The sequence below is a fragment of the Acinetobacter sp. YH12052 genome (assembly GCF_013419835.1).
Taxonomy (GTDB): Bacteria; Pseudomonadota; Gammaproteobacteria; order Pseudomonadales; family Moraxellaceae; genus Acinetobacter; species Acinetobacter amyesii.
Genome location: NZ_VOZI01000017.1, coordinates 64353 through 77666 on the forward strand (window position 1 = coordinate 64353; position 13314 = coordinate 77666).

At 42.7% G+C, this 13314-nt stretch carries 9 protein-coding genes, 1 tRNA gene and 1 pseudogene; all 11 read right to left on the reverse strand.

The window, feature by feature from the left end; genetic code table 11:
• Positions 1-16: 16 nt before the first annotated feature.
• Positions 17-559, reverse strand: coding sequence for a hypothetical protein (locus tag FTU06_RS13250; protein ID WP_180147113.1), 543 nt, complete (start codon positions 557-559; stop codon positions 17-19).
• 159 nt (positions 560-718) lie between these two features.
• A complete protein-coding gene (rpoC, locus tag FTU06_RS13255) occupies positions 719-4918 on the reverse strand; it encodes a DNA-directed RNA polymerase subunit beta' (RefSeq protein WP_078192842.1) in 4200 nt (1399 codons plus the stop codon).
• Between the two features lie 140 nt (positions 4919-5058).
• On the reverse strand, positions 5059-9147 hold the full coding sequence (gene rpoB / locus FTU06_RS13260) for a DNA-directed RNA polymerase subunit beta (RefSeq protein WP_180002850.1): 4089 nt from the start codon (positions 9145-9147) through the stop codon (positions 5059-5061).
• A gap of 304 nt (positions 9148-9451) precedes the next feature.
• Positions 9452-9823, reverse strand: a complete 372-nt coding sequence (gene rplL, locus FTU06_RS13265; RefSeq protein ID WP_078189828.1) for a 50S ribosomal protein L7/L12 — start codon at positions 9821-9823, stop codon at positions 9452-9454.
• 48 nt (positions 9824-9871) lie between these two features.
• Positions 9872-10378 (reverse strand): 50S ribosomal protein L10, encoded by a 507-nt coding sequence (gene rplJ / locus FTU06_RS13270; protein WP_111885844.1) that lies wholly within the window; start codon positions 10376-10378, stop codon positions 9872-9874.
• A 349-nt stretch (positions 10379-10727) separates the two neighbouring features.
• Positions 10728-11423: a 50S ribosomal protein L1 gene (gene rplA, locus FTU06_RS13275; protein ID WP_078189830.1), complete on the reverse strand. Its 696-nt coding sequence runs from the start codon at positions 11421-11423 to the stop codon at positions 10728-10730.
• Between the two features lie 3 nt (positions 11424-11426).
• Positions 11427-11855, reverse strand: a complete 429-nt coding sequence (rplK, locus tag FTU06_RS13280) for a 50S ribosomal protein L11 (protein WP_004868049.1) — start codon at positions 11853-11855, stop codon at positions 11427-11429.
• A 115-nt stretch (positions 11856-11970) separates the two neighbouring features.
• Positions 11971-12504: a transcription termination/antitermination protein NusG gene (nusG, locus tag FTU06_RS13285; protein ID WP_078189831.1), complete on the reverse strand. Its 534-nt coding sequence runs from the start codon at positions 12502-12504 to the stop codon at positions 11971-11973.
• A gap of 7 nt (positions 12505-12511) precedes the next feature.
• The gene (gene secE / locus FTU06_RS13290) at positions 12512-12952 is read right to left on the reverse strand and encodes a preprotein translocase subunit SecE (RefSeq protein WP_180147116.1); all 441 of its coding nucleotides are present in this window, start codon (positions 12950-12952) and stop codon (positions 12512-12514) included.
• Positions 12953-13028: 76 nt separating this feature from the next.
• A tRNA-Trp gene (locus FTU06_RS13295) sits at positions 13029-13104 on the reverse strand.
• Positions 13105-13159: 55 nt separating this feature from the next.
• Positions 13160-13314, reverse strand: a pseudogene (gene tuf, locus FTU06_RS13300) (elongation factor Tu); the annotation flags it as partial.

A 13314-nucleotide genomic window follows, 5' to 3' on the forward strand; every position in this document is an offset into this window, starting at 1 on the left:
CCTAATCGCTCACGAATCACTCAGGGTTTTCATCCAAAATCATCAAATCTTTTGTGGTTTCACCATTTTCAGTCAGCACAGCATGAGAGAGTTTGGCTTTGCTTTCTGGATCTGTTGCCTGATCTAGTTTTAGCGTGCGTTTAATCGGTTCCTGCCCTTTCTTAAACTCTACACCCTCTGCATCAATATTGGTGTTTTGACGAATAATCTGACCGTCCTGCTTCACCGTAGTCTTGGTTTCAATTTTAGAGGTCGGGACGATGACACCACCACGTTGTAGTACAGGAATCGATAATTTCTTTTCAGAAAAATCACTTTGGTGATCTGAAAGTTCAATTTCACGTGCCACGATATCCTGACCTTTATTGGTCATTTCTAACACTGTTGCAGTCACTTGACGTACAGGTTCTTGACCTGCAACACGGCGAATCACTTCTGTTTTTAGTACTGGAACTACAGCTTTATCTTCTACCACAATCGAATTGGGCATAGGTGCAGCAATCGCCGTCAATGAGCTGAATAATGCAGAAACTGCGAATAATTGCTGTGTAAATTTCATCAAAAGACCCCGTTATGTTTAAGTTTAAAAATCAAGAGATTTGTTATGTTCTATTTTTACTATAGGAAATAAATCAACATTAGGAAAGCTTTAATTTTCAATTCATCCGCATAAAAAAAGCCACCCAAAGGTGGCTTTTTTGAATGATTTAAGGGCTAATTAAAGACCGTTAAATTCATCGCTAAATGCTTGGCTTAATGCTTGATCTACATCAGAGAAATCATTGTGAAGCTCAAGCTCTGCAGCTTCAGACTCTTGACGACGACGTTCTAAGTGGTAAGCCAAACCTGTACCCGCTGGGATCAGACGACCTACAACTACGTTTTCTTTCAGACCACGTAATTCATCTTCTTTACCTGTTACAGCAGCTTCAGTTAACACACGAGTTGTTTCCTGGAACGATGCAGCAGAAATGAACGAGTCAGTAGAAAGCGACGCTTTGGTAATACCCATCAATTGACGTTCAAACTTCGCTGGGAACTTGTTCTGAGCTGCCACAGCTTGGTTTTCTTGAACAACGCGGATGTATTCCACTTGCTCGCCTTTGATGAAGCTTGTATCACCACCGTCAGTGATTTCAACTTTACGCAACATTTGACGTACGATCACTTCAATGTGCTTGTCGTTGATTTTTACACCTTGCAGACGGTATACGTCTTGAACTTCGTTCACGATGTAGTTTGTCAGTGCAACTTCGCCTTTCAAACGTAAGATGTCGTGTGGATTTTGCGGACCATCAGAAATGGTCTCACCACGGTTCACATGCTCACCTTCGAACACGTTAATCGTACGCCATTTCGGAATTAGCTCTTCGTAAATCTCAGAGCCATCATCCGGAGTAATCACAAGACGGTTCTTACCTTTGGTCTCTTTACCGAAGCTTACGATACCTGAAATTTCAGCAAGGATCGCATGTTCTTTCGGTTTACGTGCTTCGAACAAGTCAGCTACACGCGGTAGACCACCAGTAATATCACGTGTACGTGAAGATTCTTGTGGTACACGACCAATTACGTCACCGACGCCAATTGTTTCGCCATCACGAACAGTCAGAATCGTATTTTGTGGCAAGAAGTAGAACTGTTCGCCGCCATCTGTTGTATCCAATACAACAGCTGGACGCATATCTTTACCAGATGCTGGACGTGAAGTTACTGGAAGTACTTCAATAGTCGTCATACCTGTTGCATCATCAGTTTTCGATGTCACAGTTACGCCATCAGCGATTTGGCTGAAACGCACTTTACCTGCAACTTCGGTAACAAGTGGATGTGTATGCGGATCCCAAGTCGCTACGATACCGCCAGCTTCCACAGCTTCGCCATCTTTAATGATGATTGAAGCACCGTATGGAATTTTGTAACGTTCGCGTTCACGACCGATGTCATCTGCGATACCGATTTCACCTGAACGTGAAGTTGATACCAAGTGACCTTTAGCGTGTTGTACTGTTTTCACATTGTGGAAACGTACTGTACCTTTGTTACGAACTTGTACGCTGTTAGCAGCAGAAGTTCGGCTCGCAGCACCACCTACGTGGAACGTACGCATTGTTAACTGTGTACCTGGCTCACCAATTGATTGAGCAGCCATTACACCCACAGATTCACCTGGATTCACTAAGTGACCGCGAGCAAGGTCACGACCGTAACATTTCGCACATACACCGAAAGTAGATTCACAGTTTACAACTGAACGTACTTTCACTTCATCGACACCTTGCTCTTCTAAGTAGTTTGCAAGTTTTTCGTCGATTAAAGTATTACGTGGAAGAATCACATCATCCGAACCTGGTTTCTTCGCATCTTCAGCAAGTACACGACCCAATACTCGAGTACCTAAGTTCTCGATGACATCGCCACCTTGAATGAACGGAGTCATTACAAGACCGTCGAAAGTACCACAATCTGGCTCAGTAATTACCAAGTCTTGTGCAACGTCAACCAAACGACGAGTCAAGTAACCTGAGTTCGCAGTTTTCAATGCAGTATCGGCCAAACCTTTACGTGCACCGTGTGTTGAAATGAAGTACTGAAGTACGGTCAAACCTTCACGGAAGTTCGCTTTAATTGGTGTTTCAATGATCGAACCATCTGGTTTCGCCATCAAACCACGCATACCCGCTAACTGACGAATCTGAGCTGCCGAACCACGGGCACCTGAGTCAGACATCATGTAGATCGAGTTGAATGATTTTTGTTTCTCGTCTTCACCCTGTTTGTTTTTAACAGTTGTGAAAGACAAGTTGTCCATCATCGCTTTCGCTACTTGGTCGTTTGTACGTGCCCAAATATCGACAACTTTGTTATAACGTTCGCCGGCAGTTACGAAACCTTGCTCGAATTGTTGTTCAATTTCGCGAACTTCAACTTCAGCTTTTTCGATAATTGCTTGTTTTTGTGGCGGAATCAACATGTCTTCCATACCAACAGACACACCTGAGTGAGTCGCTTGACGGAAGCCCAAGTACATCAATTGGTCAGCGAAGATAACAGTATCTTTAAGACCTAATTTACGGTAGCAAGAGTTGATCAATTTAGAGATGTTCTTTTTCGTCATCTCAACGTTGATTTGTTGGAAATCCATACCTTCAGGTACAACTTCCCAAAGTAAACAACGACCTGGAGTTGTGTCTACAACAATGGTTTGTTGTTCACGGTTACCATTTTCGTCAATGACTGTTTGGTGTACACGTGCTTTTACGCGAGCGTGTAAATCAACTTGACCTGTTGCAAGTGCACGGTTTACTTCGTCAGTATCCGCAAACACCATACCTTCACCTTTGGCATTGATCGCATCACGAGTGATGTAGTACAAGCCTAAGACAACGTCCTGAGAAGGTACGATGATTGGCTCACCGTTCGCAGGAGAAAGAATGTTGTTTGTTGACATCATTAACGCACGAGCTTCTAACTGAGCTTCAAGTGTTAATGGTACGTGTACCGCCATTTGGTCACCGTCGAAGTCGGCATTAAATGCCGCACAAACTAACGGGTGAAGACGGATCGCTTTACCTTCAATCAGGGTTGGTTCAAATGCTTGAAGACCCAAACGGTGAAGTGTAGGCGCACGGTTCAACATCACTGGATGTTGACGAATTACGTGAGCAAGTACGTCCCAAACTTCTGGAGTTTCACGCTCAACCATTTTCTTCGCAGCTTTAATGGTTGTCGCTTGGCCAGATGCTTGTAGTTTCGCGAAAATGAATGGTTTAAATAATTCAAGTGCCATTTTTTTCGGAAGACCACATTGGTGCAGACGTAAAGTTGGACCTACAGTAATTACCGAACGACCAGAGTAATCGACACGTTTACCCAATAAGTTTTGACGGAAACGACCTTGTTTACCTTTGATCATGTCTGCCAAAGATTTAAGAGGACGTTTATTCGAACCAGTAATTGCGCGACCACGACGACCGTTATCAAGCAATGCATCAACAGACTCTTGTAACATACGTTTTTCGTTACGTACGATAATGTCTGGTGCTGCAAGGTCTAGTAGACGTTTTAAACGGTTGTTACGGTTGATTACACGACGGTAAAGATCGTTCAAGTCAGAAGTCGCAAAACGACCACCTTCTAGAGGAACCAACGGACGAAGATCAGGTGGAAGTACTGGAAGTACATTCATCACCATCCATTCTGGTTTGTTGTTCGACTCTTTGAACGCTTCCATCAATTTCAGACGTTTAGAAGCTTTTTTAAGCTTCGTTTCTGAAGTTGTATTTGGAATTTCTTCACGAAGACGTGAAATTTCAGCTTCAAGATCGATGTCTTTCAACAAATCTTGAACTGCTTCTGCACCCATTTTCGCAGTGAATTCATCACCGTGTTCTTCTAAAGCAGTGAAGTATTCTTCGTCGTTTAGAAGTTGGTATTTCTCAAGTGGAGTCATACCTGGGTCAGTTACAACGTATGATTCGAAATACAATACACGTTCGATATCACGTAAAGTCATGTCTAAAAGCAGACCGATACGGCTAGGAAGTGATTTTAAGAACCAAATATGTGCAACTGGAGAAGCAAGGTCAATATGACCCATACGCTCACGACGTACTTTTGCAGTTGTTACTTCAACGCCACATTTTTCACAAATGACGCCCTTGTATTTCATACGCTTGTATTTACCACACAAGCATTCGTAATCTTTTACTGGACCAAAGATTTTGGCACAGAATAAACCATCACGTTCAGGTTTGAACGTACGGTAGTTAATGGTTTCAGGCTTTTTAACTTCACCATGAGACCACGACTTAATCATTTCTGGTGACGCAAGACCAATACGGATGCGATCAAACTCTACAGGAGCATGACCGTCTGAATCCGTCTTTTTGCGCATGATATCGAGCAAGTCTTTCAATTTTTTTCTCCGTGTGTTGTGGAGATTTTCACTTCACAACTGGGTCACAAATATTGTTTTTTAACTGAGAAATCCCCCTTGCCCCTCTTGATTAAAGAGGTGAGAAGCACTGCTTCGCAAGGGAGATTCAATGGAGCTAATTAGTCACCATTTTTCAGTTCAATGTTGATACCTAAAGAACGGATCTCTTTGGTCAATACGTTGAACGATTCAGGCATACCTGGGTCCATGTAATGGTTACCATCTACAATGTTCTTATAGATACGGGTACGACCTTCAACGTCATCCGACTTCACAGTAAGCATTTCTTGAAGTGTGTATGCTGCACCGTAAGCTTCGAGTGCCCATACTTCCATCTCACCGAAACGCTGACCACCGAATTGTGCTTTACCACCAAGCGGCTGTTGAGTTACTAGAGAGTAAGAACCAGTAGAACGCGCATGCATCTTGTCGTCTACCAAGTGGTTCAGTTTCAACATGTACATGTAACCTACAGTTACAGGACGGTCAAAACGTTCACCTGTACGACCATCATACAATACTGTTTGACCAGTACGTGAAATGCCACCAAGTTCTAACAATTCTTTGATTTGTGATTCTTCAGCACCATCAAATACTGGTGTTGCTAAAGGAACACCTTTACGCAAGTTACCTGAAAGCACCAAGATTTCTTCATCAGTCAAGCTATCAAGATCTTCTTGTTCGCCACCAACTTTGTTATAAATCTTGTCTAAGAAATCACGAAGCTCAAGTACAGTACGCTGCTCTTTCATCATCTTGTCGATTTGATCGCCAAGACCTTTAGCCGCCATACCCAAGTGAGTTTCAAGAATCTGACCCACGTTCATACGTGATGGCACACCCAGTGGGTTAAGTACAACATCAACTGGAACACCGTTTGCATCGTGTGGCATGTCTTCTACAGGTAAGATGTTAGATACAACACCTTTGTTACCGTGACGACCCGCCATTTTATCACCCGGTTGGATGCGACGTTTTACAGCCAAGTAAACTTTAACAACTTTCAATACACCAGTTGTTAGTTCATCGCCTGTAGAAAGTTTGCGTTTTTTCTCTGCAAATTTCTCGTCAATTTCAAGGCTCTTCTCTTTCAAGAACACTTGAATTTGAGTTAAACGTTCAGCAATCGCTTCGTCGACTGGTTGGATTTCAATAAGATCAACCAACTCAAGACCAGACAATAACTCTTCAGTTAATTTGTCACCGCGTTTAGTTGTACCGCCACCGTTAGATTCTTGACCTTTCAATAGACGAACAATACGTTCACGAGCCGCTTCTTCGAAGATTTTGTATTCTTCTTTCAAGTCTTTACGGTAAGCATCAAGTTGTGCTTTCTCAATTGCTTGAGCACGTTCGTCTTTTTCAAGACCGTCACGTGTAAATACTTGAACGTCAATTACAGTACCTTTCACAGATGAAGATACACGTAATGAAGAGTCTTTTACGTCAGCCGCTTTTTCACCGAAGATTGCGCGAAGCAATTTTTCTTCCGGAGTTAACTGAGTTTCACCTTTAGGCGTTACTTTACCTACAAGAATGTCACCAGCAGTTACTTCAGCACCGATATAAACGATACCTGATTCATCCAATTTAGAAAGTGCAGCTTCACCCACGTTCGGGATATCCGCTGTAATTTCTTCAGCACCCAATTTGGTATCACGTGCAACACATGAAAGCTCTTGGATGTGGATAGACGTTAAACGATCTTCTTGAAGTACACGCTCTGATAGTAAGATCGAGTCTTCGTAGTTGTAACCGTTCCAAGTCATGAACGCTACACGCATGTTTTGACCCAATGCCAATTCACCACCATCTGTTGATGGACCATCAGCAAGAACGTCACCACGTGCAACTTTGTCACCTAAACGGACAACAACGTTTTGGTTGATACATGTATTTTGGTTCGAACGGGTGTATTTGATCAGGTTGTAGATATCTACACCTGCTTCGCCTGCCACCATCTCTTCTTCGTTTACACGAATAACGACACGAGAAGCATCAACGAATTCAATACGACCACCACGTTTCGCAAGTACACACACACCTGAGTCATGCGCTACGTTTGCTTCCATACCTGTACCAACAAGCGGTTTGTCAGCACGTAAAGTAGGAACAGCCTGACGCTGCATGTTTGAACCCATCAATGCACGGTTAGCATCATCGTGTTCAAGGAACGGAATAAGTGATGCCGCTACAGATACAACCTGCTGAGCAGATACATCCATATGCGTTACTTTTTCTGGTGGAATACGTACAAATTCACCTTGGTGACGTACAGATACGAATTCTTCAGTTAAGTTACCGTCTTTATCGATACCAGAATCGGCCTGTGCAATCACAGTACCTACTTCTTCAATCGCAGAAAGGTATTCAACGTCATCCGTTACACGACCATCAACAACTTTACGGTACGGAGTTTCCAAGAAACCGAAGTTATTACATTTCGCATAAACAGAAAGTGAGTTGATCAAACCAATGTTTGGACCTTCAGGAGTCTCAATTGGACATACACGACCGTAGTGAGTTTGATGTACGTCACGTACTTCGAAGCCCGCACGTTCACGAGTCAAACCACCTGGGCCCAATGCTGATACACGACGTTTGTGTGTAATTTCAGACAATGGGTTGTTTTGGTCCATGAACTGAGACAACTGGCTTGAACCAAAGAATTCTTTGATTGCCGCAGCAACTGGTTTCGCATTGATTAAATCTTGCGGAGACAAGTTATCAGTTTCAGCTTGAGATAAACGTTCTTTAACAGCACGTTCAACACGAACTAGACCAACACGGAATTGGTTTTCTGTCATTTCACCAACAGAACGAACACGACGGTTACCCAAGTGATCGATATCGTCGACTTCACCTTTACCGTTGCGGATTTCAACTAATGTTTTCAATACATCAGTGATGTCTTCGTTCGAAAGAATGCCTTCAACTTCACGAGACTTCTGATCCGTACCCACTTCGTAAGGACGACCCAAACGACGGTTGAACTTCATACGACCTACTGGTGATAAGTCATAACGTTCAGAAGAGAAGAACAAGTTATTGAATAAGTTTTCAGCAGCTTCTTTTGTTGGTGGCTCACCCGGACGCATCACTTTGTAGATTTCTACAAGTGCTTCTTCACGACCAGTTGTAGTATCTGCACGTAAAGAGTCCGCAATGAATGGACCACGGTCGATGTCATTGGTATAAAGTACGTTGAATTGCTTAACGCCGCCCTCAGCCAATTTCACCATAATTTCATGGCTAAGTACGGTATTTGCCGCAACAACTTCGCCATCACGTAACGTTACATCTTCAGCAACGATACGTTCATATAGGTATTCATCAGGAACAGAAAGTTTTTCAAGACCTGCTGCTTCCATTTGACGAACATGGCGCGCGTTAATACGTTTACCTTGTTCAACAATTGTTTTACCGTCTGTACCCACGATATCAAACTGTGCCATTTCGCCACGTAGACGTTCTGGAACCAAGTCAATTTGATAGCTACCCATATCAAGATATACAGGTACTTTTTCGTAGAACATGTCTAGGATTTGTTCGTTGTTATAACCCAAGGCACGAAGCACAACAGTCGCAAGTAATTTACGACGACGGTCAATACGAACATAGACAAGATCTTTTGCATCGAATTCAAAGTCTAACCATGAACCACGGTAAGGAATGATACGAGCAGAATAAAGAACTTTACCGCTAGAGTGAGTTTTGCCTTTATCGTGGTCAAAGAACACACCTGGTGAACGGTGTAATTGAGATACGATTACACGCTCAGTACCATTGATCACAAAGGTACCGTTGTCTGTCATAAGTGGCATTTCACCCATGTAGACTTCTTGCTCACGCACATCTTTGATTGTTTTAGTTTCGCGATCTTTAATGATCAGACGAATTTTTACACGCATTGGCGCCGCATAAGTTGAGCCACGAAGAATACATTCGCGCACATCAAATTCAGGCTTACCAAGACTATACTCAACAAATTCTAAAGCAGCATTGCCAGAATAACTTTCAATAGGAAAAACTGAACGAAATGCGGCTTGGAGACCGATATCTTCGCGGTTTTTTGGAGTTTTGCCGTCTTGAAGGAAAGTTCGGTACGAGTCGACTTGAATCGCGAGCAAGTACGGAACATCCATTACCTTGGGCAATTTACCAAAATTCTTACGGATCCGTTTCTTTTCGGTATATGAGTATGCCATCTGGAGTCCTCGGAAAGTAAACTAAGTCCGCCTGCAGAACGAACTTAGAAGGAATTACGCAGGCCGATATGGCCACCACTTTCACAAATGCTGCAATTTTTAGTGGTATTAAAACGCTTAACAATATTTTTTTACTGAAAAATATTGGTAAGCGTTTGGTTTTATAAATTATTTTTAATTTGTATGATTTTTATATCATGCAAACAAAAATCGAGCCGATTATTGTAACGCAAAAAGGCTGATGACCCAAGGGCCACCAGCCATTTTTTGGAGCCGATTATAAAAAAATCGACTCCCCTTAAGATTACTTAAGTGTAACTGTAGCACCAGCTTCTTCAAGTTTTTTCTTAAGTTCTTCGCCTTCTTCTTTAGAAACGCCTTCTTTAAGAACTGAAGGAGCGCTTTCAACAAGATCTTTAGCTTCTTTAAGACCAAGGCCAGTAGCTTCACGAACTGCTTTAATTACAGCAACTTTGTTAGCACCGAAAGAAGTCAACTCAACGTTGAATTCTGATTGTTCTTCAGCAGCAGCACCAGCAGCGCCAGGAGCAGCAGCAACTGCTACAGCAGCAGCAGATACGTTGAATTTTTCTTCGAAAGCAGAAATAAGTTCAACAAGTTCAAGAACAGTTTTTTCAGCAACTGCGTTTAAGATTTCTTCGTTTGTTAAAGCCATGAGAGTAACTCCAAATGGGTATTGAATGGTGTGTAAATTGATTTAAGCTTAAGCAGCTTCTGACTCGTTTTTCTCTTTGAGCGCAGTAATAAGGCGACCCAATTTCGAAATAGGAGCTTGAAGAACGTTTGCAAGCATAGTAAGCGCTTTCTCTTGGTTTGGAAGGTTCGCGATAACGCTAACTTCAGCACCTTGATAAACTTTACCGTCAAATGCAGCAGCTTTAAGTTCAAATGCTTTATTAGTTTTAGCAAATTCTTCGAACAAACGAGCAGCTGCGCCCATGTCGTCTTCAGAAGTTGAGAAAGCTAAGATTGTTGGGCCAACAAGGTTGTCGCTCAAGATATTGAATTGAGTATCTTGAAGAGCACGTTTAGCCAAAGTGTTACGAACTACACGAGTAGCAACACCTAGTTTACGAGCTTCAACACGTAGAGCAGTTAATTGCTCAACAGTTAAACCTTGATAGTCAGCAACAACAGCAGCATACGCAGTAGAAGCAACTTCAGTTACTTCAGCTACGATCTGTTTTTTGCCTTCGATAAGAAGAGCCATTGTAAAACCTCCTAACGGTGATTTATGCACCTATACAGATGCACTCCCAATTCGTTAGCTCATCACTGAACCAACACGCGGAGGAGGAACAAATCACACCACCGCGTCTACTCAGGCTGGGCTATTAAGAAGAAAGCATAAAACTCCCCTCGCCTGAGGTCTTTGACGCTGATAAATCTAAATTTATCAATTCAAAGTTTGCCTGAGGGGCGATCAGCAAAGCATGCTTTGCCGACCCGCAAGATGAGAAGCTGTGCTTCGAATGAAGCTTAATTTCTATCTTGCGTAATATTTAAAGCAGCGCTTTAAATATTACTCAGGGCTTTAAAATTCTGTAATAAGTCGAAACTTATTTAGAAACGTTTGCTACATCAACAACAAGACCAGGACCCATAGTTGAGCTTAAAGTGATCTTTTGGATGTAAACACCTTTAGATGTAGCAGGTTTTGCTTTCTTAAGGTCAGCTACAAGAGCTTCAACGTTTGAACGAACAGCTTCAGCAGTGAAACCTACTTGACCGATCGCAGCGTGGATAATACCAGCTTTGTCTACACGGTAACGTGCTTGACCAGCTTTCGCATTTTTAACAGCAGAAGCTACGTCAGGAGTTACAGTACCCACTTTAGGGTTTGGCATTAAGCCACGTGGACCAAGGATTGTACCAAGTTTACCTACAACGCGCATTGCATCCGGAGCTGCAATTACTACATCAAAGTCAAGGTTACCCGCTTGGATGCTTTCAGCAAGATCATCAAAACCAACAACGTCTGCGCCTTCAGCTTTAGCAGCTTCAGCAGCAGCGCCTTGAGCAAACACAGCTACACGTACAGTTTTACCAGTACCTGCAGGAAGTGTAGTCGCGCCACGAACAACTTGGTCAGATTTACGAGGATCAACACCTAGGTTTACAGCAACATCCAAAGATTCTTTGAATTTTACTGCTGGAAGGCCGTTAAGAACTGCAACTGCTTCTTCCAAAGTGTAAACTTTGTTAGCTTCAACAGCAGCAACAATGGCTTTTTGACGTTTAGTTAATTTAGCCATGTCTTATAGCTCCACTTCCAAGCCCATAGAACGCGCAGAACCAGCAATGGTACGTACACGTGCGTCTAAATCAGCACCAGTAAGATCTGGTTCTTTAGTAGTCGCAATTTCTTCTAATTGAGCGCGAGTCAACTTACCAACTTTAGTTTTGTTAGGTACAGCTGAACCCTTTTGGATGCCCGCAGCTTTCTTAAGAAGAATCGCAGCAGGAGGAGTTTTCATGATGAATGTGAACGACTTGTCGTTGTACACAGTGATCACTACTGGAATTGGAAGACCAGCTTCAACTTTTTGTGTCGCAGCATTGAATTCTTTACAGAATGCCATGATGTTAACACCACGTTGACCTAGTGCAGGACCAATCGGTGGAGATGGATTTGCTTTACCAGCTGGAACTTGCAGCTTGATATAGCCGTCAATCTTCTTAGCCATTTCAATTACCTCTGGGTACTAACGCCGCTAGGCTCCCCATACATATAAGTAACGATACCGTTACAACAACAATGCCCGACTCATAACAAATCGGGCGTTTATCAACCAAGTTAAATTAAACCGATTTTTCGACTTGGCGAAATTCCAGCTCAACCTGAGTTGGTCGATTAAATACATTAATCGTCAACGTTAAACGTGACTTATCGTATAGAACTTCTTCCACCACGCCTTTAAAATCGGTGAATGGACCGTCAATTACGAGTAATTCTTCACCTGGTTCAAACATCGTCTTAGGACGAGGTGCTTCGCCAGTATTGCGTACACGTGCAAGAATCGCATCAGCTTCTTTTTGCGTAATTGGTGCAGGTTTTTCTGCAGTACCACCAATGAAACCTAATACTTTTGGACATTCTTTAACAATGTGCCAAGTTTCATCATTCATTTCCATTTCGACTAACACATAGCCAGGAAAGAATTTACGCTCAGATTTACGTTTCTTACCATCCTTCATTTCCACTACTTCTTCAGTAGGGACAAGGACTTCACCAAAGCTATCGGCTACAGCGCTACGCTGGATTCGATCATTAAGTGAGCGTAACACTTGTTTTTCATAGCCTGAATAGGCATGAATAATGTACCAACGTTTCATAGCTCTCTTACCCGATAATAAACTTCATTAACCAGCTCAAAGCATAGTCAAAGCACCATAATAAAATAGATGCCACTAAGACTACCGCAAGTACCTGCCAAGATGTGGTCATGGTCTCTTGCTTGGTTGGCCAAGTCACTCGACGTAACTCAATTCGAGCATCTTTCAACAATCGAACAAAGCCTTTGCCTTGATGGGTGGCGTATAATAAACCTAAAGCCACGATGATACAAGCCAAAATTACCCCAACACGGACCCAGACATCATTCGCTGGTGCCCAGTATGCTGGCAAATGTTGATTCACCATCATAGAACTACTGAGTAAAATCAACGCGATAACCCACAGAACATAGTCTAAAGGGGAACCAGAATTAACAACTTCAGCAGGATTATTTCTTTGAGGAATTGGCGCGTCGCTTAATGCGTCACGCGATTTATCATTCGACATTTTTGTACTCGTCGTAGGATTCGCGACTTATTATATGACCAGTTGAGCCAGCATCAAGCTTCTTTTTAAAAAAATTTGGCAGGCCAGGAGGGACTCGAACCCCCAACATTCGGTTTTGGAGACCGACGCTCTACCAATTGAACTACTGACCTGCAGAGCAAATCGAGAGTCGAAACTCTCGATCTGTACAAAGATAACTGTATTATATTATGCAGTTACTTTAGAAACAACACCCGCACCAACTGTACGGCCACCTTCACGGATCGCAAAGCGTAAGCCAGCGTCCATTGCGATTGGGTGGATTAATTCTACTGACATTTCTACGTTGTCACCAGGCATAACCATTTCAACGCCTTCTTTAA